The following is a 23212-nucleotide window of genomic DNA, read 5'->3' on the forward strand; positions in this document are numbered from 1 at the left end:
CTTCATCAGGAATCGCCTTCATGACTTCGCTTCTCCATCCGCCCGTGTTCCGCGTCGCCGACCGGCAGGCGAACCGTGTGCTGCTCGCGTCCGACGCGGGCGTGACCCTCGAGATCTTCGTGCTCGAGGACGACATCGTGCGCGTGCGCGTGCTGCCCGACGCGACGCCGCGCACCCCGCGCACCTGGACGATCGCACCGGGCCTCGACGACGTGCCGCTCGAAGGGCGCGACCGCCTCGACCTGAGCGGCTTCACGCTGCCTGCCTACGACTTCGTCGAAGACGACGGCGGCGTGCGCATCGAAACCGCGCAGATCCGCCTCGACGTGAAACTGCAGGGCGGCCATTGCACGTGGTCGATGCGCGGTGCGGACGACGCGTGGCGCGTCGTGCTCGCCGACCGCGCGACACAGGCGTACAACTTCGGCTGGTGGGACGATCGCGCCTATCACTACGTCGCACGCGAGCGCGGCGACAAGGTGTTCGGTCTCGGCGAGCGCGCGGGCGACCTCGACCGCACCGGCGCGCGCTTCGAGATGCGCAACATCGACGCGATGGGTTACAGCGCGAAGCACACCGACCCGCTCTACAAGCACATTCCGTTCTACGTCACGTGGTCGCCCGGCGCGTGCCAGGGCTTCGGGCTGTTCTACGACACGATGTCGGATTGCGCGTTCGACATGGGCCGCGAACTCGACAACTACCACGGGCTCTACCGCTACTTCGTCGCCGAGCATGGCGATCTCGACTACTACTTCATCGCGTCGCCCGACACGCCGCTCGCGGCCGCCCGGCGCTTCACGTGGCTCACCGGACGCCCGGCGCGCACGCCGAAATGGGGGCTCGGCTATTCGGGCTCGACGATGAGCTACACCGACGCGCCGGACGCGCAGCGGCAGATGAACCAGTTCGTCGAGCAGTGCGAATCGCACGACATCCTGTGCGATTCGTTCCACCTGTCGTCGGGCTATACGTCGATCGGCGCGAAGCGCTACGTGTTCAACTGGAACCGAGAGAAGTTTCCCGACGCGAAGGGTTTCGTGAAGCACTACCGCGACCACGGCATCCGCCTGTGCGCGAACATCAAGCCGTGCCTGCTGCGCGACCACCCGGCGTTCGACGACGCCGCGCGGCGCGGGCTGCTGATCCGCTCGGCATCCGGCGAACCGGCATGGGTGCAGTTCTGGGACGAGGTCGGCGCGTATCTCGACTTCACGCAACCGGACGCGTACCGCTGGTGGCGCGAGCAGGTCACGTCGGCGCTGCTCGACTACGGGATCGAGTCGACGTGGAACGACAACAACGAATACGAGATCTGGTCGCCCGACGCGATCGCGCACGGCTTCGGCCAGCCGTTTCCCGCGCGCGAGGCGAAGGTGCTGCAGACGATGCTGATGATGCGCGCGTCGCGTGAAGCACAGCGCGCGCATGCGCCGGCGCAGCGGCCATTCCTCGTGTCGCGCTCCGGGGGCGCAGGCATGCAGCGTTACGTACAGACCTGGTCCGGCGACAACTACACGTCGTGGGAAACGCTGCGCTACAACCTCAAGATGGGCCTCGGACTCGCGTTGTCGGGCGTATCGAACATCGGCCACGACATCGGCGGCTTCTCCGGCCCCGCGCCGTCGCCCGAGCTGCTGCTGCGCTGGGTGCAGTTCGGCATCTTCATGCCGCGCTTCAGCATCCATTCGTGGAATGACGACGGCACCGTCAACGAACCGTGGATGTATCCGGAGATCACCGCGCGGATCGCATCGCTGATCAAGCAGCGTTATCGGCTGCTGCCTTACCTCTATCACCTGCTTTGGTTGTCGACCACGCGCTACGAGCCCGTGCTGCGGCCGACCTTCGGCGACTTCCCCGGCGACCCGCGCTGCTACGACGAATGCGACGACATGATGCTCGGCGACGCGCTGCTGGTCGCGCCGGTCGTCGAGCCGGGCCGCACGGAGCGCACGGTCTACCTGCCGTCCGGCGCGCGCTGGCTGTGCTGCGCGAGCGCGCAGTCGTTCGACGGCGGCGCGAACGTGACGCTGCCCGCGCCGCTCGACACGCCGGTGATGTTGTTGCGCGAAGGCCGCGTGCTGCCGCTGAACGTCGCCGAGCAACGGTTCGGCGCACGCGCGGACACGCGCGGTTTCCTCGTCGCGCCGCGCATCGAGGACGGCGTTGCATACGGCGAATGCGTCGAGGACGACGGCGAAACGGAAGCGTGGCGCGACGGCGAATACGGGCTGTGGCGCATCGAGACCGGACGCACTGCGTCGGGCGAACTCGGCGTGTCGGTCCGCTGGGATGGCCGCATGAACCGCCCCGCCGAGCGCGTGGAGATCCTGCTGCCGGCATCGCTGCAAGGCGCGCTTGCCGTGCGCGGTGCGCGCGTCGAACACGATGCGCAGGACGGCGCGTGGCGTCGCGTCGTCGTGGCACTCGACGACTGACCGCGCAAGCGCGGAAAACGCCGAACCCTCGGATCGGGCGGGCCGCGCACAAGGCCCGCCCTCCGCCAAAGAGGAGGCCGATCAGCCTCCCGCCCCTTGAAGAGACATGGAGATCGTCAATGAAAGCATCGCATCACTACTCTGCATTCCTGATTTTATCGGCCGCGTCGCTCGGCGCTTCCGCCGCCCATGCGCAGAGCAGCGTGACGCTGTACGGCGTGGTCGACGATTCGCTCGCGTACGTGAACAACCAGCAAGGCCACTCGAACGTGTACATGCGCGACGGCAACCTGTATGCGTCGAAGTTCGGACTGCGCGGCGACGAGGATCTCGGCGGCGGCACGCACGCGATCTTCGACCTGCAATCCGGCTTCAACCTGAACACCGGTGCACAGGCCGCCGCCGGCACGATCTTCAATCGCCAGGCCTTCGTCGGGCTGCGCAACGATCATTACGGCACGGTGACGGCCGGCCGCCAGTACACGCCGTACTTCCTGCTGGTCGGCCCGTACGCGGCGAGCAGCTGGCTGACCGGCGCGACGGGCGCGCATCCGGGCGACATCGACGGGCTCGACACGACGATCCGCGTAAACAACTCCGTCACCTACACGTCGCCGACGTTCGCCGGGCTGACCGCGAGCGCGATGTATGCGTTCGGCGGCATCGCCGGCGCAGCCGGCAAGGGCAACACGTTCAGCGCCGCACTGCGCTATGCGAACGGGCCGGTCGGGATCGCGGCCGGCTACCTGCGCATCAACAGCTCGGGTTCGTCGGCGGGCTTCCTGAATCCGGCAACCGCCGCGTCGGGCAGCTTCGCGGTGTCCGTGCTGAACCAGGGCTACCTGACCGCGAAGGCCGTCGAGCATATCGCGGCGGCCGGCAACTACACGCTCGGCAACCTGACGATGGGCCTCAACTACTCGAACGTGAAGTACCTGCCCGGCAACGGCTCCGCGTTCACGGACACGGCCGTGTTCAACACCTACGGCGCGCTCGCCGCATATCGCTTTACGCCGACTTTCTCGGTGGCCGGCGCGTTCGCGTACACGCTCGCGTCGAAGGCGAACGGCGTCTCGGACGCGGCCCGTTACCAGCAGTATTCGCTGAAGGAGTCGTACAGCCTGTCGAAGCGCACGACGCTCTATGCGCTACAGGCGTACACGCATTCGAGCGGGCGGACGCTCGGCGCGCCGGGTGCCGGCCATATCGTCGACGCGGCGCCGATCGTCGGCGATTCGCAGCAGCTCACGCCGTCGACGACGCACGGCCAGTTCGTCGGCATGGCCGGGATCGCCGTGACGTTCTGAACCCGTACGGCCGCGCCTGCGTTGCTTGCGCCCCGGGCGATCCGCATCGTCCGGGGCGCCGGCTTGACGTTCGTCGTCCACCTCTTTCGCATGCAGCGCGCAGCGTGCGGGTTTTCGCGATCGCCCCGATACCTTACAATTCGTCAGGTTTATCCCTGCTGCATATCCCTTCTTGCAGTCCTGACACCGCGGTACACTCGACGCACGCCGTATCAGGGTCCGACGCGCGACACGCGCGCCGGGCGGCGTCGCGCCTCGTTGCGCCCACAACTGGATGCCAGCCATGCCAGATTCCCGTTCCTCGCCCCGCACGACATTCAAGCCGCAGGTCGTGCTGCCCGCGCTCGCGGTCATCGGTGCACTGCTCGTCGTGTGCGCGCTGCGCCCGACCGAAGCAGGCGCGCTCTTCTCCTCCGGCCAGCAATGGGTCGTCGCGCGCTTCGACTGGTTCTACGTGCTCGCCGTCACCACGTTCCTCGTGTTTCTCGTGCTGATCGCGGCGAGCGACTTCGGCAACATCCGGCTCGGCCCCGACGACGCCGAGCCCGAATTCAGCTTCCTGTCGTGGACGGCCATGCTGTTCGCGGCGGGCATGGGCATCGGCCTCATGTACTTCGGCGTCGGCGAGCCGATGCAGCACTTCCTGAAGCCGCCGACCGTGGACCCCGGCACGCCGGCCGCCGCGCGCGAGGCGATGCTGATGACCTTCTTCCACTGGGGTTTCCATGCGTGGGCGATCTACGGGCTGATGGGGCTCGTGCTCGCATACTTCGGATTCCGCTACAACCTGCCGCTGACGCTGCGCTCCGGGCTGTATCCGGTGCTGCGCGAGCGCGTGAACGGCTGGATCGGCCACACGGTCGACGCGTTCGCGCTGGTCGGCACGGTCGCGGGCATCGCGACGACGCTCGGCTACGGCGTGATGCAGTTGAGCGCGGGCCTGCATACGGTTGCCGGCTGGGATACGAGCGGCAACGCGTTCCGCATCGGGCTCGTCGTGATCGTCGTGATCCTGGCCGGCGCATCGGCCGCGAGCGGTCTCGACAAGGGCGTGCGGCGGCTGTCCGAGCTGAACCTGCTGCTGGCGTTCCTGTTGCTCGCGTTCGTGGTCGTCGCGGGCCCGACGTCGTTCCTGCTGCGCGCGCTCGGCGACAACATCGGCCAGTACCTGTCGAATCTCGTCGACCTGTCGTTCCGCACCTATGCATACGCGCCGCCGCGCGAGGAAGGCTGGTTCGGCGGCTGGACGATCCTCTACTGGGCATGGTGGGTGTCGTGGTCGCCGTTCGTCGGCATGTTCATCGCGCGCATCTCGCGCGGCCGTACGATCCGCCAGTTCGTGATCGGCGTGTTGCTCGTGCCGACCGCATTCAACCTCGTGTGGATGACCGTGTTCGGCAACAGCGCGATCTGGCTCGACACGCACGGCGCGGCCGGCGCGCTCGCGCAGACGGCCGGCAGTGTCGATGCGTTGCTGTTCCGTTTCTTCGATTTCCTGCCGCTGCCACAGTTGCTGTCGATCGTCGCGATCGTGCTGATCGCGGTGTTCTTCGTCACGTCCGCCGATTCCGGCGCATTCGTGATCGACCAGATCGCGACGCGCGGCACCGCGCATTCGCCGGTCTGGCAGCGGCTGTTCTGGGCTGCGCTGCTGGGCGTGACGGCGGCCGTGCTGCTGGTCGCGGGCGGGCTCGGCGCGCTGCAGGCGATGACGTTGATCGCCGCATTGCCGGTCGCCTTGATCATGCTCGCGCTGTGCTACGGGCTGTGGCGCGGACTCGCGGCAGATCGTGCGCACTATTCGCAGGACGTCGCGCCCGCGACTAGCTTCTGGACCGGCCAGCACTGGCGCCATCGCCTGACGCACATCCTGCGGCAGACGACCGAGTCCGACGCGCGCCAGTTCGTCGCGGAAACCGTCGAGCCCGCGCTGCGCAAAGTCGCCGACGAGCTGCGTTCGGGCGGCGTCGACGCACACGTGCAACGCGACAGCGACGATGCGGTGCGGCTAACCGTGCCGACCGCGGAACACCGCGATTTCGTCTACGGCGCGCGCGTGACGGCGAAATCCGCGGCGGCCTTCCTGGTACGCGAAGCGGCCGAGCCGGAAGCCGAGCGTCCGCACGTGTACGGCATCGTCACGTTCTTCGAGGACGGCCGGCTCGGCTACGACGTCGAATATCTGCGCGGCGACGAACTGATCGCCGATGTCCTGCGTCAATACGAACGCTACGTCTCGCTCGCGGCCGACCAGCGTACGCATCTGCTGAGCCGCGCGCCGGGACACGCAACGGAGGCCGAATGAACCCGACCGCTGCGTTCCTCTCGTCGAGCCGGCGCGCGGCGCCAGACGGAGCCGTGCCATGAGCAGCCTCCTGAACGATCGCACCGGCGACTTCATCGCGCTCGCGACGCTCGCGGTGCTTTACCTCGGCGGCGTCGGCCTCGCGCTTTGGCGGATCCGCACCGCCGCCGCGCGCGGCAAGGTTTACTGGATCGTCTGCATCGCGCTGCTGGCCGGCGGCGCGATCGCGATCACCGCCAACCTGTCGCCCATGCCGAACAGCGGCGAGATGCCGCCCGGTTTCGCACTCGGCGTCGAGGCGGTGCTGCTCGGCCTCGCGCTCGTGGCGGCAGGCTGCGCGTGGCTGATGTTGCGGGCGAGGCGCGACTGATGCCCGCCATTCGCACGGCGGCGCGGCCCTGTCACGCGTGAACGACGACCCACGCGCCGAACGTCGGGCCGCCGCCCTATTCCCGATACGTCATGCTGACGGCGCCCGTGCCGTGACGAGCCAGCACGCCGCGTCGAAGCGCACCTCCGCGCCCTCCACGTAGCGCCCGAACGCCGCGCGAACCGTATCGATCACTCGCCGGCGCGTCGCGTCGTCCACCTGACGAAGCGCGAGCCCGACCGGCCCCATTCGCGCGATGTAGTCGTCCAGCGCGGACACCGGCAACGTGCACGCGATATCGATCGGATCGATCGCGATGTCGGCCCAGCCGCTGTCCGACAATACCGACGCGATCCGTTGCCGGTCGCCGAATGCGAATTGTCCCGGCGCCCCCGGCTGCCGCGCCGGCAAGGCCGGCAGCAATGGCGCCGCGACACGCTCGGCCGTCGTCATGAACGGATTGTCGGCGGCGCCGCGCCATGCGACGAATCGCAGTCGCGCGTTCGGGCGCGCCGCGTGCCGCAGGTTCGCGAAGGCCTGCGCCGGATCGTCGAAGAACATCACGCCGAAGCGCGACACGATCAGGTCGAACTTCCCCGGCGCGAACGCATGCGTCTGCGCATCGGCATGCACGAAGTTGGCGTCAACGCCCTCGCGTTCGGCGCGAGCCCGTGCGGCGCCAATCATCTGCGCCGAAATATCCAGGCCCGTACAGTGCGCGTGCGCGCCAAGGCGCCGTGCGATCGCGAGCGCCACTGCGCCGGTGCCGCAGCCGACGTCGAGCACGCTGCCCGCGGACGCCGCCACCGCCCCATCCGCGAGCAATGCCTCGAACGGCTCGAACATCCGGTCGAGCGAGCGCTGCGCGTCGACCCATGCCAGCCCCGACGGGCCGTTCCACAGCGCAGACTGCGCTTCGTTTGTCCGGTTTCCTTCCATCGTCGATTCTCCTTTTGTCCGCATCGTTGACCGTGATCCGGACTATGCTGCTTCAAGCCGGCTTGAGGTCAAGACCGCGAACGCGACACGCCTCGCGCGCCGCGGCGGCCGTCGCCCTGACCTTCACATTTCTTACATTCGCGTTCCGTATCGTTGACGGCTTTCCTACGGTGCCTCCCATGCGACGACTCCTCTCCCGCGCGCTGTTCGTGCGCTGCGCTCCGCTTGTTGCCCTCGCGGCGCTGTCCGCGTGTTCGAATCACATCGATACACCCGCCGATCCGGCGAGTGCGGCGATCAACGTTCAGGCCGCGTGGGTCGAAATCGGCGATGCGAACCGGGCGATCGCGCGCGTGGTCACGAACTACAGCCCTGCGTCCGCGAGCGATCCGCTGTGTCCTCAGTTGTCCGTCGACGGCAAGCTGTCGCGCATGACGCTGCGCGCCGGCGCCGCGACCGTCGCGCAACGGCCGACGGCGAGCGCCCCGGCCGACTCGAAACCGTCGAGCTTCCCGGTGTCGGTCTGCGAAGCGACGCTGCCGGGCGATGCCCAGACGGCGAGCGTCGCGGGCCGCGCGCTGCCGTTGCCAAAAGCGCAGCCGCAGCGCATCGCGATCATCGCCGACACCGGCTGCCGGATGAAGAAGGCCGACAACGCATGGCAGGCGTGCAACGACGCGACGGTCTGGCCGTTCGACACGATCGCGGCGAGCGTCGCGAAGCTGTCGCCGGACCTCGTGCTGCACGTCGGCGACTATCACTACCGCGAAAACGCGTGCCCGCCCGACATCGCCGGCTGCAAGGACAGCCCGTGGGGCTACGGCTGGGATGCGTGGCAGGCCGACTTGTTCCGCCCGGCCGCGCCGCTGTTCGCGAAGGCGCCGTGGGTCGTCGTGCGCGGCAACCACGAGGAATGCGCGCGGGCCGGCCAGGGCTGGTACCGCTTCCTCGATCCGCACCCGTATTCGGCGGCCCGTTCGTGCGACGATCCGGCCTACGACGACGACGCGAACTACTCGGATCCCTACGCGGTGTCGCTCGGCGGCGGCACGCAAGTGATCGTGTTCGACACCGCCAAGGTCGGCCGCAATCCGCTGAAGACGACCGACGCGCAGTTCCGCATCTACCAGAAGCAGTTCCAGACGGTCGCGTCGCTCGCGTCGAAGGCGGGCATGTCGACGACGATCTTCACGAACCATCATCCGATCCTCGCGTTCGCGCCGATCGCCGGCAGCACGCCCGCGCCTGGCAATCTCGCGCTGCAGTCGGTGATGGCGAGCCTGAACGCGCAGGCGTACTACCCGCCCGGCATCCACGTCGCGCTGCACGGGCACGTGCACGACTTCCAGGCGATCAACTTCTCGTCCGGGCATCCGGCGACGATCGTGTCCGGCAACGGCGGCGACAACCTCGACGTTGCACTGCCGGATCCATTCCCGGCCGGCCTGACGCCCGCCCCGGGTGCCGTGATCGAGCGGCTGTCGCACAACAACAGCTTCGGCTTCCTGATCATGGAGCGACGCGCGGCGCCGGCGACGGGCTGGGTGTTCCATGCATATTCGGCGGCAGGCAAGCTGCTCGCGTCGTGCGACCAGTCGGGCAACACGCTCGCATGCGACAAGACGGGGTTCATCGCGCCGTGAGTGACGCAGTTCGATTGAGTGACGATCTGACGGATTCGACCGGCCGCCGGCGACGGATGGTCCGCTCGCGGAGGCGGGCGGTTTCGTCGGTGACCGCTGCCGAGCATCGGGTTTCCGGTTCGGTTCCGGTCCCCGGCAGCGGATGGACGGTACGCGTACTTGCCGCCGCCCTGCTCGCCGGCACGGCGTTCGCGGCCCATGCCGCGCCGTCCGAGACGATGCTTCTCCCCGGCACGCCGCCGTCGCGCGTCGTCGGCACGATCGGCAACGGCACGCCGCAGGTGACCGACAAGGTCGACGCGGCGGCCGCCCGTTTCGCGCCCGACCCGACGCTCGTCGCGCTGGGCCGCCGGATCTTCTTCGATCCGCGGCTGTCCGAGCCGCGCGGCATGTCGTGCGCGGGCTGCCACGATCCGGGGCGTGCGTTCGCCCCGACATTGTCCGCCGCTTCGCTCGCGGGGCCGGGCGTGCCGGAAGGCAGCCGCCACGGACGCTTCAGCCTGCGCAACGCGCCGTCGCTGCTCTACGTGCGCTACGTGCCACGCCGCCACTTCTACCAGGATGACGACGCCCCCGCGCCGTCGCCGTTCGGCGGCCTCTTCAGCGACGGCCGCGCGGACACGCTCGCCGAACAGATCCGCGGGCCGCTGTTCGATCCGAACGAGATGAACAACCGATCGCCGGCCGCGCTGCTGCGCAAGGTCGACCGCACCGAACTGGCGGACGATCTCGCCGCGCGCTTCGGCGCATCGGTGCGGCGCGACCCCGAGCAACTGGTGCGCGCGCTGGGCTCGGCCGTCGAGGCCTATCTGCAGAGCGACGACATGGCGCCGTTCACGTCGCGCTTCGACGCGTACCTGCGCACGCGCAAGCCGCTCGCGCCGGCCGAGATGCGCGGCCTGACGCTGTTCCGCAATCCCGACAAGGGCAACTGCATGAGTTGCCATACGCTGTCGGAGACGTCGAGCCGGCCGGAGCGCTCGCTCTTCACGGATTTCGGCTACGACGCGATCGCGGTGCCGCGCAACCGCGCGCTGCCCGCGAACCGCGATCCGCGCCATTTCGACAACGGCCTGTGCGACACGGCCACACGGCTGCGCTGGCCCGAGCCGACGCAATGGTGCGGCTACCTGCGCACGCCGGGGCTGCGCAACGTCGCGGTCAAGCAGACGTTCATGCACAACGGCGTGTTCACGACGCTGCGCGACGCGGTCGCGTTCTACAACACGCGCTCGACCGACCCGGGCCACTGGTATCACGGCGCCAGGACCTTCGACGACGTGCCGGCCGCCTATCGCGGCAACATCAACGTCAATTCGACGCCGATGAACCGTCGACCGGGCACGCCGCCCGCACTCACCGACGCGGAAATCGACGACATCGTCGCGTTCCTCGGCACGCTGACCGACGCGCGCTACGCGAACCTCGTCCCGACCGCCGCGCCTGCCGCCCGGATGACCGGATCGCCGGCCGCCCGCCCACCTGCGCCGGTGCGCTGAACCCTGGCCGAACGGCCAGGCATATGCGCGCCCGCTTGCGGCCGCCTCACATACTGGTTATATTTACAGTACTGTATTTATGAACAGTGAGGTGCGCGATGGAACATCTGGTCCGTATCGTCAACGACACCGATCGCCAAGTGCTGGCATGGCTGCGTGCGCAGGTCGGCGACGCCCGCGTCGAGCGCGCGGCGCGCCAGCTCGGGCATACACGCAAGCCCTTCCCGTCGGCGGTATGCCGGTATCTGGGCATGAGCGCGCCGGCCACGCTGCGCCATGCCGAGCGGCCGCGTGCCGCACGCGACTTCTCAGTCGGCGATCGCTACCTGTCGCTGATCCGTCAGCATCTCGCCGCGCATGCGGTCAGCCGATGAAATCGCCGAAATCGTATCGTCGGCGCATCGCCGCGCGGCGGCCGTCCGGGGTGAATGTGGCGTGCCGGCAGGAAAATGGCGCGCGATCGCATCGATCGTCACATCGCGCTGCACGCGCAGTTGCTCGCGAAACCGGTGCAGGTGGCGATCGAAGGCGCCCGAGCCGACGAATTCGGCCGCAACAACGTCACCCAGCTACCGCCCCTTCCGCGCGCGCTCGATCCACTCGAACAACGCCATCCCGATCAACATCGCGACGACGAACACGATGCCCTTGACCGACCCGAGCCCGATCGACACGATCGCCGGCCCCGGGCAGAATCCGGCAAGCCCCCAGCCGATGCCGAACACGGCGCTCCCTGCGACGAGGCGCACGGTAATCGTCCGCACGGCCGGCAACTGGATCGGCAGGCCGAGCAACGACCGTGTCCGACGCTTCGCCCAGGCGAACGCGAACACGGCAACGCCGATCGCGCCGGCCATCACGAACGCGAGCGACGGATCCCAGCGGCCTGCCAGGTCGAGAAAACCGAGTACCTTCTGCGGGTTGGCCATCCCCGACACGATGAGGCCAGCGCCGAACAGCAGCCCCGCCAGAAACGCGAATCCTGCCTGCATGTCAGCCTCCGATCACGTGCCGTCGCACGAATACGGTCGCAAAACCCGCGACCATGAACACCGTCGTCGCGACGATCGATCGCGCTGCACCGCGTGACAGCCCGCAGACGCCGTGACCGCTCGTGCATCCGCCCGCATAGCGCGTCCCGATTCCAACCAGGAGGCCGGCCGCCAGCAACTCGCCCCATCCCGCATCGACCTGCGGCGCCGCGGCGACACCGGCGATGCGCATCATCAGCGGCGCGGCAATCAGCCCGGCGAGGAATGCGGCACGCCAGTCGCGCTCGGCGGAACCGGCCGTGAACAAGCCGCCGACGATGCCGCTGATCCCGGCGATCCGTCCGTTGAACGCAACGAGCCACGCGGCAGCAAGCCCGATCAGCACACCGCCTGCAAGCGACAGCCACGGCGTGAAATGAATCAAATCAAGCTGCATGGCGAATCCCCTTCGCGGCCGTGCCGCAGAACTGTTCGTACAGCACGCCCATCACCGCGATCACGGCCGGGCTGTCGAGCGAATAGTGGATGTTCTTGCCTTCACGGCGCGTTCGGACCAATGCGTTGTCCCGCAACACGCCGAGTTGCTGCGACAGCGTCGGCTGGCGGATGTCCAGCCGCGCCTCGAGATCGCTCACGCAGCGTTCGCCCAGCGACAGCTCGCAGAGCAGCAGCAACCGGTCGGGATTGGACAGCACCTTGAGCAGCGCGCATGCCGATTCGGCGGCGGCGCGCATCTGGTCGGGCTCGGGCAGCCCGGTGGAAGGGTCGGCGTTCATGAGGGGACCGCAAACGATTAAGGAATCTACATTATATACATTTATATAATGTAGATTCCTGCTTTCGTTCGGTGCCGTCGGAAGACGGCGCCATCGGCAACGGTCGGCCCCCTGCCTCCGCTGCGCGTGCTCGCCGGCTATCGCCTCGGCCGCCGCCGCATGGCTGCACGCGAGCACGCGGTGCGGATCGAAGCGGTCCATCAGTCAGCCGAGCATGAACGGCGCAGCGGCCCGCTGCGAACCGGGCCGCTTCGCCCTGGCGCGTCAGGCGCCGTCGCAGGACGTCGTGTCGTCCAGCATCAGCGTGCCGACCCGCGCGGGCACGAGCGGCATGCGCGGCACCGGCGGCGTCCAGCCGAACAGCGCCTGCGCGGCCGCACCGCACACGCGGCCCTGGCATGCCCCCATCCCGCAGCGCGTCTGCAGCTTCGCCGCCGTCCAACCGGACGCCGGCGCGACCGCGTCGAAGCGCACGTCCTCACAACGGCACATCAGCGTATCGGGCCGCGCGAGCCGGCGGATCGCCTCGCGGATCGCGAAGCATTCGCGCACTGCGTCCGCGAATGCCTGCCAGCGCGCGCGCTGCGCAATCAGCGCGGCCAGCGGCGCCGTCTGCCCGGTGGCCGCGCAGCCGGCAATCTCGCCTTCGACCATCGCCAGTTCGCTGCCGCCGACACCCGTGCACTCGCCCGCCGCGAAACAGCCCTCGCGGCTCGTGCGCTGGTGCGCGTCGACCACGACCGCGCCGTTCTCGATCCGGCAGCCGAGATGGCTCGGCAGCACGGTGTTCGGCACGAGGCCGAAGCCGCATGCGAGCCGGTCGCAGTCGACCTCGAATTCACGCTCGCCGTGCCGGATCCGCACGCGTTCGAGCCGCTTGTCGCCGAACGCTTCGACGACGTGTGCGCCGGGCCGATAAGCCGCCGTGACGAGTTTCGCGGCCTGCGCGAATTTCGACGGCCAGCGCCACAGCCCCGCGCCGAAACCGGCGACATCGCTCCACGCTGCCTGTTCGAGCACGTGCAACACTTGCGCGCCGGCCTGCCGGGCCGTCGCCGCGCTCGCGAGCAGCAGCGGGCCGCTGCCGGCGATCACGGTGCGCTGCCCGCGCACGTCGAGACCGTACTTGATCAGCGCCTGCAGACCGCCCGCGCCGGTGACGCCCGGCAGCGTCCAGCCGGGAAACGGCAGCAGCAGCTCGCGCGCGCCGCAGCACACGATCAGCGTGCGGAATTCCAGCAGGAACCCGCGCTCGTCGTCCTCCAGCAGCAACGTGCCCGGCTGCGTCTCGGCGACGATGCGCGTGGCCGCCAAATGCGTGACGTTCGGCCGACGCAGCACGGCAAGGCGTTCCGCCGCGGCCGGCACCGGCGTCGCGGCCGCTGCCTGGCGCCAGATCTGCCCGCCCGCGCGCGGGTTGTCGTCGACGATCGCGATCGTCGCGCCGCTTCGTGCGGCGGCCCGCGCGGCCGACAATCCGGCCGGGCCCGCGCCGACGATGGCGACGTCGACGCTCAGTCGTTCCTGTTTCATCGCGTGCGCTCCACCCGCATCCCGTCACGGCACAGCGTCTGGCAAGCCAGACGACGGCGGCCGTCGATCGTCATCCTGCACTCCTGGCAGATGCCCATACCGCAAAACGGCGCGCGCGCCGCACCCGTGCACGACACGCGCGTCGAGTCGTCGCCGCTCGCCGCGACGGCGGCCGCGACGGTCGCGCCGTCGGCCACCGTCAGCGCGCGGCCGTCCAGATGAATGATCATGTCAGCGCTCCGGCTACGGGGGACGTCGTCAGAAAACGTCCCGGCAAATACGGTTCGATGTCGATGGGCGGCCGTTCGCCGGTCATCAGCGCGGCGACGAGCCGCGCACTGCCCGGCGCGGTCGTCACGCCGAGCCCTTCGTGCCCGACCGCGAGCCATACGCCCGGCCGCGCCGGATGCTCGCCGAGCAGCGGCAGACCGTCGGGGCTCGCGGAACGGAAGCCCGTCCATGCGCGAATTCCGTTCAGGTCGGCCAGATCCGGCAGGTAGCCGGCCGCGCGGCGCAGCATGCGCGCGAGGACCGGCGGCTCGACGCGCGCGTCCTCGGTGTCGAACTGGCGCGACGAGCCGATCAGCAGCTGGCCGGTGGGCCGCGGCTGCACGTTGAACGCGACCGACGTGCCGTCGCTTGCGTGCGCGCTCGCCGCATAGCCAAGCTCGACGAGCTGGTGCGACACCTGGCCCGGGTAACGATCGGTGATCAGCAGGTGGCCCTTCTTCGGGCGCAATGGCAATTCAGGCAACAGCGTGCGCGCGGCGACGCCGTTCGCGACGACCACGCGCTCCGCACGCAGCGTGTCGCCGCTCGCGAGCGTCACGCTCGGACCGTCGACCGCCACCGCGCGATCGCGCCGCAACGTGATGCCCGGCGCGCGCTGCAACAGCCAGTTCGCGGCGACGGGCGCATAGAGAATCGCGTCGCCGGGGATCTTCAGCGCGCCGCCGAGGCCCGCGCGCAGCATCGGCTCCAGCCGCGCGAGCGTCGCCGCGTCGATCAGCTCGCCCGCCACGCCGTGCGCGGCGAGCGTCGCCTGCTTGGTGCGCGCGAGATCCATTTCGTGCGCGTCGGCCGCGAGCCACAGCGTGCCGCAGTTGCGGTACGCGCAGCCGTCCGGCATCTCGCCGGCGAGCGCGCGCCACAATTCGATCGAATAATGGCTCAGCGCGAGCTCCGCCGCGTTGTCGTCCATCGCGACGAGGTGCCCCATGCCGGCGCCGGTCGCGCCGCCGCTCGCGTCGTCGACGACGAGCACGCGCAGCCCGCGCTGCGCGAGTTCATGCGCGCACGCCGCGCCGACGATGCCGGCGCCGATCACGACGACGTCGGTCCGGGTCTCGCTCACGACACGATGCCCCAGCCGAACGGATCGTCTTCCTCGATCAGCAGCGTCGCTTCCGCGCTCAGGTGCGCGCTGCCGCGAATCGTCGGCACGATGCCGCCGTCGGCCTGCGCGTAGCTCGCCTGGAACACGCTGCCGATCACGCTCGCCTGGCGCCATACGACGCCCGGTTCGAGCTTGCCGTCGGCCGCGAGGCACGCGAGCTTCGCGCTCGTGCCGGTGCCGCACGGGGAACGGTCGTACGCATGGCCGGGGCACAGCACGAAGCTGCGGCTGTCGCATTCGGGATCGTCCGCGAATAGTTCGATATGGTCGATCTCGCCGCCGTTCGCGCCGGTGATGCCCGCGCGTTCGAGCCCCGCACGCACTGCGGACGAATAGGCGGTCAGCGCCGCCACGTTGTCGCCGGCCACGCGCTGGCCGTGATCGCTGATCAGGAAGAACCAGTTGCCGCCCCACGCGATGTCGCCCTTCACGGGACCGTAACCGGGCACATCGACGTCGACGGCCTTCGCATGGCGGTACGCGAGCACGTTGCGCACGCTGACCGACAGGTCGTCGTGCAGCGTCGCCTCGACGGTGCCGACCGGCGTTTCGATCTGGTGCACGCCCGGCTCGATGCGGCCCATGTGATGCAGCGTGCGCACCACGCCGATCGTGCCGTGCCCGCACATCCCGAGATAGCCGCTGTTGTTGAAGAAGATCACGCCGGCCGCAGCTTCCGGCGACACGGGTTCGCACAGCAGCGCGCCGACCAGCACGTCGCTGCCGCGAGGCTCGAGAATGCACGCGGTGCGATAGCGATCGTGCTCGCGCGCGAGCACGTCGCGGCGCTCGGCCATGGTGCCGTTGCCGAGCGAGGGGAAACCGGACACGACGAGCCGCGTAGGTTCGCCGCCCGTGTGCGAATCGATGATCTGGATGCGCTTCATCATGAGCCGTCCGAAGTGGGGAAAGGAGCATAGCTTCCTCCGTCGTGCGTCCGTCCGCTTGTGGCTTTTCGATGAGGACGGCGACGAAATCGGCACAGTGCGGAACGCGTTTCGCGGCCCTTGCGGCCACTGTGCCGATTTCGTCATTTTGCTCCGCGATACGGCTCAAGCGTGATGGGCGTTTGCACGGCGATACTGGTTGCACGTCGACGCGCCTGTCGTCGACCGATACGAAGCAGGAGATTGCAGTGAGCCGAAACGCCATCCAGCGGACCGGAGTTTTCCCCGCCCTCAGCCACCGGTCCGTACCGGACGCGTCCATCGCATTCGACGCCTCGCACCGCGCCGAACGGAACCACGCGAACCGCTGACCGATTTCCCCACGGCGGTGCGGCGGCTTCCCCTCGTCGCATCGCCACTTCCGTGTCCGGCATGGCCGGCACGGGCCCGTTCGCCGCAGCGCCTGCCCGCGCCGCACTCGAGCGAGCCACGGCCCTCGCGGTCGTTCGAACCGGTCGCACGCCGGCCGGCCGGCGTTGCGCCTGCTGCGCCCCGGAGCGCGGCGCAGGCCGCACCTGCCCCGATATTTCCCAGGAGACAAACCCATGCCAGGTCAAGGCAACACACACCCGTCCGTCCCGCTTTCCCGTTCCGTGCCCGCCGACGGCGGTCACGGCAAGTTCAAGAAGCAGCTGTCGCTGACCGACCTGACGTTCATCGGCCTCGGTGCGATCTTCGGTTCGGGGTGGCTGTTCGCCGCGAGTCACGTGTCGACGATCGCCGGCCCGGCCGGCATCTTCTCGTGGCTGCTCGGCGGCTTCGCGGTGCTGCTGCTCGGCATCGTCTACTGCGAGCTCGGCGCCGCGCTGCCGCGCGCGGGCGGCGTGGTCCGCTACCCGGTGTTCTCGCACGGCCCGTTGCTCGGCTACCTGATGGGCTTCATCACGCTGATCGCGTTCTCGAGCCTGATCGCGATCGAAGTGGTCGCCGCGCGCCAGTACGCGGCCGCATGGTTCCCGGGCCTCACCAAGGCCGGATCGAGCGACCCGACGACGATCGGCTGGCTCGTGCAGGCCGCGCTGCTGTGCTTCTTCTTTTACCTGAACTATTCGAGCGTGAAGACGTTCGCGAAGGCGAACAACATCATCAGCATCTTCAAGTTCATCGTGCCGCTGTCGGTGATCGCGGTGCTGTTCACGTTCTTCAAGCCCGCCAACCTCACCGCGCACGGTTTCGCGCCGTTCGGCATGCCTGGCATCGAGATGGCCGTGTCGGCCGGCGGCATCATCTTCGCGTATCTCGGCCTCACGCCGATCGTGTCGGTCGCGAGCGAAGTGCGCAATCCGCAGCGCACGATCCCGATCGCGCTGATCCTGTCGATCCTGCTGTCCACGCTGATCTACGTGCTGCTGCAGCTCGCGTTCATCGGCAGCATCCCGACCGACATGCTGGCCGCCGGCTGGCACGACGTGAGCAAGGCCTTCTCGCTGCCGTACCGCGACATCGCGCTCGCGCTCGGCGTGGGCTGGCTCGCGGTGATGGTGGTCGCCGACGCGATGATCTCGCCGAGCGGCTGCGGCAACATCTACATGAACGCGACGCCGCGCGTCGTCTACGGCTGGGCGAAGACGGGCACGTTCTTCAAGGTGTTCACGCGCGTCGACGAGGCATCGGGCATCCCGCGTGCGGGCCTGTGGCTCACGTTCGGCCTCGCGATCTTCTGGACCATGCCGTTCCCGTCGTGGGAGGCGCTGATCAACATCGTTTCGGCCGCGCTGGTGCTGAGCTATGCGGTCGCACCCGTGTCGGTCGCCGCGCTGCGCCGCACCGCGCCCGACCTGCCGCGGCCGTTCCGCGCGGTGGCGTTCGGCATCACCGGCCCCGCGTCGTTCGTGATCGCCGCGCTGATCGTCTACTGGTCGGGCTGGGGCACGGTGTCCTGGCTGCTCGGCCTGCAGATCGTCATGTTCGTGATCTATCTCGCGTGCCGCCGCTGGGTGCCGACCGCGCACCTGAGCCTCGCCGAGCAGGTGCGTTCGTCCGCGTGGCTGATCGCGTTCTACGCGGCCATGATCGTGCTGTCCTACTTCGGCGGCTTCGGCGGCACGGGCCAGCTCGCGCATCCGTACGACACGGTCGTCGTCGCGGCCGTCGCGCTCGTCATCTACTACTGGGGCGCCAATACCGGCATCCGTTCCGACAAGCTGCAACTCGACGACGACGAAGACTGACACACCCGCTTTCCCCTTTTCACTCCGGCCGGGCGCCCACGCCCGGCCCCGCATTTTCCGAGGAAAACCCATGCAACTCACAGGTCAGCTCCTGATCGGCCAGTCGGCCATCGCCGGACAGAACGGCACCCTTCACGCGATCGCCGCCGCGACCGGCGAACCGCTCGAACCCGCATTCGGCGGCGCGAGCCTGCACGACCTGGAGACGGCCTGCGCGCTCGCCGACGAAGCCTTCGACACGTATCGCGAGACGAGCCCCGAGCAACGTGCGGCGTTTCTCGATGCGATCGGCCGCAATATCCTGGCGCTCGGCGACGACCTGATCGAGCGCTGCGTCACCGAAACGGGCCTGCCGCGCGCACGCATCGAAGGCGAACGCGGCCGCACGGTCGGCCAGCTCGCGCTGTTCGCGTCGCTCGTGCGCGACGGCGGTTACGTCGATGCGCGCATCGATCCGGCCCGCCCGGACCGCAAGCCGCTGCCGCGCGTCGACCTGCGCCTGCGCAACGTCGCGATCGGGCCGGTCGCCGTATTCGGCGCGTCGAATTTCCCGCTCGCGTTCTCGGTCGCGGGCGGCGATACCGCGTCGGCACTCGCCGCCGGCTGCCCGGTGATCGTCAAGGCGCACTCCGCGCATCCGGGCACGTCCGAGCTCGTCGGCCGCGCGATCCAGCAGGCGGTGCGCGAATGCGGGCTGCCGGCCGGCGTGTTCTCGCTGCTGTTCGACGCGTCGCGCGAAATCGGCCAGGCGCTCGTCGCCGATCCGCGCATCAAGGCCGTCGGCTTCACCGGCTCGCGCCGTGGCGGCGTGGCGCTGATGAACATCGCGGCCGCGCGCCACGAGCCGATTCCGGTCTATGCGGAAATGAGCTCGATCAACCCGGTGCTGCTGTTCCCGGCCGCGCTCGACGCGCGCCACGACGCGATCGCGCCGCAGTTCGTCGCATCGCTCGCCCTCGGCGCCGGCCAGTTCTGCACCAACCCGGGCCTCGTGCTCGCCGTCGACGGCCCCGCGCTGCGCGCGTTCGAAGCCGCGGCGGCCACCGCCGTGCAGGCGACCGCCGCGCAGACGATGTTGACGCCGCACATCCACGCGAGCTATGCGCAAGGCGTGGCCACCCTGCGCGCGCACGACGCGGTCGAACTGCTGGCGCAAGGCGTGGAAGGCGGTCGCTTCCAGGCGCGCGCGGCGCTGTTCGCGACCTCGGCGGACGCATTCATCGCCCATCCCGAACTGCGTGACGAAGTGTTCGGTCCGGCATCGCTGATCGTGCGCTGCCCGGATGCCGATACGCTGCATCGCGTGCTGAAGTCGCTCGAAGGGCAACTGACGATCGCCGCGCATCTCGCCGACGGCGACGCCGCGCTGTTCGCCGCGCTGCGCCCGACGCTCGAGCGCAAGGCCGGCCGTATTCTCGTCAACGGCTTCGGCACGGGCGTCGAGGTCGGTCATGCGATGGTGCACGGCGGTCCGTTCCCGGCCACGTCCGACACGCGCACGACGTCGGTCGGCGCACGCGCGATCGAGCGTTTCCTGCGCCCCGTGTCGTACCAGGACGTGCCGGACGCGCTGCTGCCCGACGCCATCCGCAACGGCAACCTGCTGAACGTGCCGCAACGCATCGACGGCGTGCCGGCGCCCCGGGAAGCGCGCGATGTCTGAGCCGCTCGCCGAAGTCGTCCTGTCGCTCGACGAGGTCCATGCGCTCGCGCTGCGGGTGCTGACGCACCACGGGCTGTCCGATGCGCACGCGCGGGCGATCGCGGGCGTGATCACGCAGGGCCAGCGCGACGAGTGCCACTCGCACGGCGTGTATCGGCTGCTCGTGTGCGTGCGCTCGCTGAAGAAGGGCAAGGTCGACCCGCAAGCCGTGCCGACGCTGCGCCGGCTGTCGTCGTCGATCGTCGCGGTCGACGCCCATCGCGGCTTCTCGCTGCTGAGCTTCGAAACCGGCCTGCCGGTGCTCGTCGAGATGGCGAAGCAGCACGGGATCGCCGCGATGGCGATCAACCACTGCTACCACTTTTCGGCGCTGTGGCCCGAGGTCGAGGCGATCGCCGCCGAGGGGCTGGTCGGCATCGCGATGAACCCGAGCCACAGCTGGGTCGCGCCGGAAGGCGGCCGCGAGCCGGTGTTCGGCACGAACCCGATCGCGTTCGCGTGGCCGCGCCCGGACGGCGCGCCGTTCGTGTTCGACTTCGCGACGAGCGCGATCGCGCGCGGCGACATCGAGCTGCACGCGAAACAGGGCAAGGCGATCCCGCCGCACTGGGCGATCGACGCCGACGGCCAGCCGACCTCCGATCCGAAGGCCGCGCTGCACGGCGCAATGCGCACGTTCGGCGGGCACAAGGGCTCGGCGCTCGCGGCGATGGTCGAACTGCTCGGCGGCGCGCTGATCGGCGACATGACGAGCCAGGAGTCGATGGACTTCGACGAAGGCGTCGGCGCGACGCCGTGCCACGGCGAGCTCGTGATCGCATTCGACCCGAAAGTGTTCCTCGGCGACGATCTCGACGCGGGCCTCGCGCGCGGCGAGCGGATGTTCGCGTCGATCACCGGGCAAGGCGCGCGGCTGCCGTCGCAGCGGCGCTTCGACGCCCGTGCGCGCAGCATCGCGCACGGCGTGCGGATTCCGAAGGCGCTGTACGACGAAATCCTGACGCTGCTCGACTGACGCGCGATCGCCAGGCGCGGCTTCATCGCCGGCAGGACGGGCGATGAAGTCGCCGTCCGGTTCGACCGGCGTGTCCCGCGCCCGCGTCCAGGCGCCCAGCCCGGCGCCCGCGGGCGGCCGCATGCCCGGCGGCTGTGGGATAATCGACGGGTTTGCCCAGGGCGCAGCTCAAGAGGTTGTTCGCACGGGCGCGCGAGAGGCCTCCATTCCCGTGCCTCCACCCTTTTTCGCGATAATTCTTCAGCCATCACCATGCCCACATACCGTTCCAAAACCTCCACCGCCGGCCGCAACATGGCAGGTGCGCGCTCGCTGTGGCGCGCCACCGGCATGAAAGACGACGATTTCTCGAAGCCGATCATCGCGGTCGTCAACTCGTTCACGCAGTTCGTGCCCGGGCACGTGCACCTGAAGGATCTCGGCCAGCTCGTCGCGCGCGAGATCGAGGCCGCCGGCGGCGTCGCGAAGGAATTCAACACGATCGCGGTCGACGACGGCATCGCGATGGGCCATGACGGCATGCTCTATTCGCTGCCGAGCCGCGACATCATCGCCGACTCGGTGGAGTACATGGTGAACGCGCACTGCGCGGACGCGATGGTCTGCATCTCGAACTGCGACAAGATCACGCCGGGGATGCTGATGGCCGCGATGCGCCTCAACATCCCGGTGATCTTCGTGTCGGGCGGCCCGATGGAAGCCGGCAAGACGCGCCTCGCGAACCCGGTCACCAAGACCGTCGAATTGAAGAAACTCGACCTCGTCGACGCGATGGTGATCGCGGCCGACCAGTCGTATTCGGATGCCGACGTCGCCGAAGTCGAGCGCTCGGCCTGCCCGACCTGCGGTTCGTGCTCGGGCATGTTCACCGCGAACTCGATGAACTGCCTGACCGAGGCGCTCGGCCTGTCGCTGCCCGGCAACGGCACGGTCGTCGCGACGCACGCGGATCGCGAGCAGCTGTTCAAGCGCGCCGGCCGCCGCATCGTCGAACTGACCCGCCAGCACTACGAGCAGGACGACATGCGCGTGCTGCCGCGCTCGGTCGGCTTCAAGGCGTTCGAGAACGCGATGACGCTCGACATCGCGATGGGCGGTTCGACCAACACGATCCTGCACCTGCTGGCGATCGCGCAGGAAGCCGGCATCGACTTCACGATGAAGGACATCGATCGCCTGTCGCGCATCGTGCCGCAGCTGTGCAAGGTCGCGCCGAACACGAACAAGTACCACATCGAGGACGTGCACCGCGCGGGCGGCATCATGGCGATCCTCGGCGAGCTCGACCGCGCCGGCAAGCTGCACACCGACGTGCCGACCGTGCACGCGCCGACGCTGAAGGATGCGCTCGACCAGTGGGACATCGTCCGCACGGAAGACGAATCGGTCCGCACGTTCTACCTGGCCGGCCCGGCCGGGGTCCCGACGCAGGTCGCGTTCAGCCAGGATACGCGCTGGCCGAGCCTCGACCTCGACCGCGCCGAAGGCTGCATCCGCTCGTACGAGCATGCATTCTCGAAGGAAGGCGGCCTGGCCGTGCTGACCGGCAACATCGCGCTCGACGGCTGCGTGGTGAAGACGGCCGGCGTCGATGAAAGCATCCTGGTATTCGAGGGCTCGGCGCATGTGACCGAATCGCAGGACGAAGCGGTCGAGAACATCCTGAACGACAAGGTCAAGGCCGGCGACGTGGTGATCGTGCGCTACGAAGGCCCGAAGGGCGGCCCCGGCATGCAGGAAATGCTGTACCCGACGAGCTACATCAAGTCGAAGGGCCTCGGCAAGGCATGCGCGCTGCTGACGGACGGCCGCTTCTCGGGCGGCACGTCGGGCCTGTCGATCGGTCACTGCTCGCCGGAAGCGGCAGCGGGCGGCGCGATCGGCCTCGTGCGCGACGGCGACCGGATCCGCATCGACATCCCGAATCGCACGATCGACGTGCTGGTGTCGGACGAGGAACTCGCGCGTCGCCGCGAAGAGCAGAACGCGAAGGGCTGGAAGCCGGCGCAACCGCGCCCGCGCAAGGTGTCCGCGGCGCTGAAGGCCTATGCGAAGCTGGTGATGTCGGCCGACAAGGGTGCCGTGCGCGACCTGTCGCTGCTCGACGACTGACACCGGACGACGGGCCGCGCGAACGGCCCGCCTGCGCGATTCGGAAGCCGCTCCTCGGAGCGGCTTTTTTTCGTCCGGCGCCGGCCCGAAGCCGCGGCACCGG

Annotated in this window: 19 protein-coding genes; 11 read left to right on the plus strand and 8 right to left on the minus strand. The window is 69.1% G+C overall.

From position 1 onward, the window contains the following. The first annotated feature begins 20 nt into the window (after nt 1–20). From ACV22W_RS01840 to ACV22W_RS01855, 4 genes are all read left to right on the plus strand, one after another. Nucleotides 21–2441 (plus strand): TIM-barrel domain-containing protein, encoded by a 2421-nt coding sequence (locus ACV22W_RS01840; RefSeq protein WP_448017473.1) that lies wholly within the window; start codon nt 21–23, stop codon nt 2439–2441. A gap of 119 nt (nt 2442–2560) precedes the next feature. Beyond that, complete coding sequence (locus tag ACV22W_RS01845) at nt 2561–3748, plus strand: porin (RefSeq protein WP_448017474.1); 1188 nt, start codon at nt 2561–2563, stop codon at nt 3746–3748. Nucleotides 3749–4031: 283 nt separating this feature from the next. After that, nucleotides 4032–6053 carry a BCCT family transporter gene (locus ACV22W_RS01850; protein WP_448017475.1) on the plus strand — a complete coding sequence of 674 codons (2022 nt, stop codon included), beginning with the start codon at nt 4032–4034 and terminating at the stop codon, nt 6051–6053. 58 nt (nt 6054–6111) lie between these two features. Beyond that, on the plus strand, nt 6112–6423 hold the full coding sequence (locus tag ACV22W_RS01855; RefSeq protein WP_448017476.1) for a hypothetical protein: 312 nt from the start codon (nt 6112–6114) through the stop codon (nt 6421–6423). A gap of 90 nt (nt 6424–6513) precedes the next feature. Here the strand turns inward: ACV22W_RS01855 and ACV22W_RS01860 are convergent, their stop codons facing one another. After that, nucleotides 6514–7362: a class I SAM-dependent methyltransferase gene (locus ACV22W_RS01860; protein ID WP_448017477.1), complete on the minus strand. Its 849-nt coding sequence runs from the start codon at nt 7360–7362 to the stop codon at nt 6514–6516. A 179-nt stretch (nt 7363–7541) separates the two neighbouring features. Between ACV22W_RS01860 and ACV22W_RS01865 the strand changes: the two genes are divergently transcribed. From ACV22W_RS01865 to ACV22W_RS01875, 3 genes are all read left to right on the plus strand, one after another. Further along, nucleotides 7542–9005, plus strand: coding sequence for a metallophosphoesterase family protein (locus tag ACV22W_RS01865; RefSeq protein ID WP_448017478.1), 1464 nt, complete (start codon nt 7542–7544; stop codon nt 9003–9005). A 56-nt stretch (nt 9006–9061) separates the two neighbouring features. Next, entirely contained in the window at nt 9062–10504 is a 1443-nt protein-coding gene (locus ACV22W_RS01870; protein ID WP_448018103.1) for a cytochrome-c peroxidase, read from the plus strand. Nucleotides 10505–10602: 98 nt separating this feature from the next. Then, entirely contained in the window at nt 10603–10878 is a 276-nt protein-coding gene (locus ACV22W_RS01875) for a hypothetical protein (protein ID WP_448017479.1), read from the plus strand. Between the two features lie 195 nt (nt 10879–11073). On the opposite strand, the gene ACV22W_RS01880 is transcribed toward ACV22W_RS01875, so the two are convergent. The 7 genes from ACV22W_RS01880 to ACV22W_RS01910 all read right to left on the minus strand — a co-directional run bounded on the left by ACV22W_RS01880 (nt 11074) and on the right by ACV22W_RS01910 (nt 16088). Further along, nucleotides 11074–11496, minus strand: coding sequence for a DUF6691 family protein (locus tag ACV22W_RS01880; protein WP_448017480.1), 423 nt, complete (start codon nt 11494–11496; stop codon nt 11074–11076). 1 nt (nt 11497) lies between these two features. After that, nucleotides 11498–11932 (minus strand): YeeE/YedE family protein, encoded by a 435-nt coding sequence (locus ACV22W_RS01885; RefSeq protein ID WP_448017481.1) that lies wholly within the window; start codon nt 11930–11932, stop codon nt 11498–11500. Continuing rightward, nucleotides 11922–12272: an ArsR/SmtB family transcription factor gene (locus tag ACV22W_RS01890; protein WP_448017482.1), complete on the minus strand. Its 351-nt coding sequence runs from the start codon at nt 12270–12272 to the stop codon at nt 11922–11924. The genes ACV22W_RS01885 and ACV22W_RS01890 overlap by 11 nt, the downstream gene beginning before the upstream one ends. Before the next feature lie 264 nt (nt 12273–12536). Next, nucleotides 12537–13805, minus strand: coding sequence for an FAD-dependent oxidoreductase (locus ACV22W_RS01895; protein WP_448017483.1), 1269 nt, complete (start codon nt 13803–13805; stop codon nt 12537–12539). Continuing rightward, complete coding sequence (locus ACV22W_RS01900; RefSeq protein WP_448017484.1) at nt 13802–14035, minus strand: 2Fe-2S iron-sulfur cluster-binding protein; 234 nt, start codon at nt 14033–14035, stop codon at nt 13802–13804. Before ACV22W_RS01900 ends, ACV22W_RS01895 begins: the two co-directional genes overlap by 4 nt. Next, a complete protein-coding gene (locus tag ACV22W_RS01905) occupies nt 14032–15159 on the minus strand; it encodes an NAD(P)/FAD-dependent oxidoreductase (RefSeq protein ID WP_448017485.1) in 1128 nt (375 codons plus the stop codon). The genes ACV22W_RS01900 and ACV22W_RS01905 overlap by 4 nt, the downstream gene beginning before the upstream one ends. After that, nucleotides 15156–16088 (minus strand): 4-hydroxyproline epimerase, encoded by a 933-nt coding sequence (locus ACV22W_RS01910; RefSeq protein WP_448018104.1) that lies wholly within the window; start codon nt 16086–16088, stop codon nt 15156–15158. Before ACV22W_RS01910 ends, ACV22W_RS01905 begins: the two co-directional genes overlap by 4 nt. A 605-nt stretch (nt 16089–16693) precedes the next feature. On the opposite strand from ACV22W_RS01910, the gene ACV22W_RS01915 reads away from it, so the two are divergent. The 4 genes from ACV22W_RS01915 (at nt 16694) to ilvD (ending at nt 23109) form a co-directional block, all read left to right on the plus strand. Next, nucleotides 16694–18319, plus strand: coding sequence for an APC family permease (locus tag ACV22W_RS01915; RefSeq protein ID WP_059525015.1), 1626 nt, complete (start codon nt 16694–16696; stop codon nt 18317–18319). Between the two features lie 70 nt (nt 18320–18389). Beyond that, entirely contained in the window at nt 18390–19982 is a 1593-nt protein-coding gene (locus ACV22W_RS01920; RefSeq protein WP_448017486.1) for an aldehyde dehydrogenase (NADP(+)), read from the plus strand. Beyond that, on the plus strand, nt 19975–20997 hold the full coding sequence (locus tag ACV22W_RS01925; RefSeq protein ID WP_448017487.1) for an Ldh family oxidoreductase: 1023 nt from the start codon (nt 19975–19977) through the stop codon (nt 20995–20997). Before ACV22W_RS01920 ends, ACV22W_RS01925 begins: the two co-directional genes overlap by 8 nt. Before the next feature lie 252 nt (nt 20998–21249). Next, nucleotides 21250–23109 carry a dihydroxy-acid dehydratase gene (gene ilvD / locus ACV22W_RS01930; protein ID WP_448017488.1) on the plus strand — a complete coding sequence of 620 codons (1860 nt, stop codon included), beginning with the start codon at nt 21250–21252 and terminating at the stop codon, nt 23107–23109. Nucleotides 23110–23212: the final 103 nt, after the last annotated feature.

The sequence above is a fragment of the Burkholderia sp. AW49-1 genome (assembly GCF_053427845.1).

Excerpts from the sequence above, each read along its gene's own strand:
- ACV22W_RS01900 (WP_448017484.1), bottom strand. The coding sequence starts at position 14,035 with ATGATCATTCATCTGGACGGCCGCGCGCTGACGGTGGCCGACGGCGCG.
- ilvD (WP_448017488.1), top strand. The coding sequence starts at position 21,250 with ATGCCCACATACCGTTCCAAAACCTCCACCGCCGGCCGCAACATGGCA.
- ACV22W_RS01925 (WP_448017487.1), top strand. The coding sequence starts at position 19,975 with ATGTCTGAGCCGCTCGCCGAAGTCGTCCTGTCGCTCGACGAGGTCCAT.
- ACV22W_RS01915 (WP_059525015.1), top strand. The coding sequence starts at position 16,694 with ATGCCAGGTCAAGGCAACACACACCCGTCCGTCCCGCTTTCCCGTTCC.
- ACV22W_RS01855 (WP_448017476.1), top strand. The coding sequence starts at position 6,112 with ATGAGCAGCCTCCTGAACGATCGCACCGGCGACTTCATCGCGCTCGCG.
- ACV22W_RS01895 (WP_448017483.1), bottom strand. The coding sequence starts at position 13,805 with ATGAAACAGGAACGACTGAGCGTCGACGTCGCCATCGTCGGCGCGGGC.
- ACV22W_RS01860 (WP_448017477.1), bottom strand. The coding sequence starts at position 7,362 with ATGGAAGGAAACCGGACAAACGAAGCGCAGTCTGCGCTGTGGAACGGC.
- ACV22W_RS01920 (WP_448017486.1), top strand. The coding sequence starts at position 18,390 with ATGCAACTCACAGGTCAGCTCCTGATCGGCCAGTCGGCCATCGCCGGA.
- ACV22W_RS01880 (WP_448017480.1), bottom strand. The coding sequence starts at position 11,496 with ATGCAGGCAGGATTCGCGTTTCTGGCGGGGCTGCTGTTCGGCGCTGGC.
- ACV22W_RS01850 (WP_448017475.1), top strand. The coding sequence starts at position 4,032 with ATGCCAGATTCCCGTTCCTCGCCCCGCACGACATTCAAGCCGCAGGTC.
- ACV22W_RS01875 (WP_448017479.1), top strand. The coding sequence starts at position 10,603 with ATGGAACATCTGGTCCGTATCGTCAACGACACCGATCGCCAAGTGCTG.
- ACV22W_RS01910 (WP_448018104.1), bottom strand. The coding sequence starts at position 16,088 with ATGAAGCGCATCCAGATCATCGATTCGCACACGGGCGGCGAACCTACG.
- ACV22W_RS01890 (WP_448017482.1), bottom strand. The coding sequence starts at position 12,272 with ATGAACGCCGACCCTTCCACCGGGCTGCCCGAGCCCGACCAGATGCGC.
- ACV22W_RS01885 (WP_448017481.1), bottom strand. The coding sequence starts at position 11,932 with ATGCAGCTTGATTTGATTCATTTCACGCCGTGGCTGTCGCTTGCAGGC.
- ACV22W_RS01845 (WP_448017474.1), top strand. The coding sequence starts at position 2,561 with ATGAAAGCATCGCATCACTACTCTGCATTCCTGATTTTATCGGCCGCG.
- ACV22W_RS01865 (WP_448017478.1), top strand. The coding sequence starts at position 7,542 with ATGCGACGACTCCTCTCCCGCGCGCTGTTCGTGCGCTGCGCTCCGCTT.
- ACV22W_RS01840 (WP_448017473.1), top strand. The coding sequence starts at position 21 with ATGACTTCGCTTCTCCATCCGCCCGTGTTCCGCGTCGCCGACCGGCAG.
- ACV22W_RS01870 (WP_448018103.1), top strand. The coding sequence starts at position 9,062 with ATGGTCCGCTCGCGGAGGCGGGCGGTTTCGTCGGTGACCGCTGCCGAG.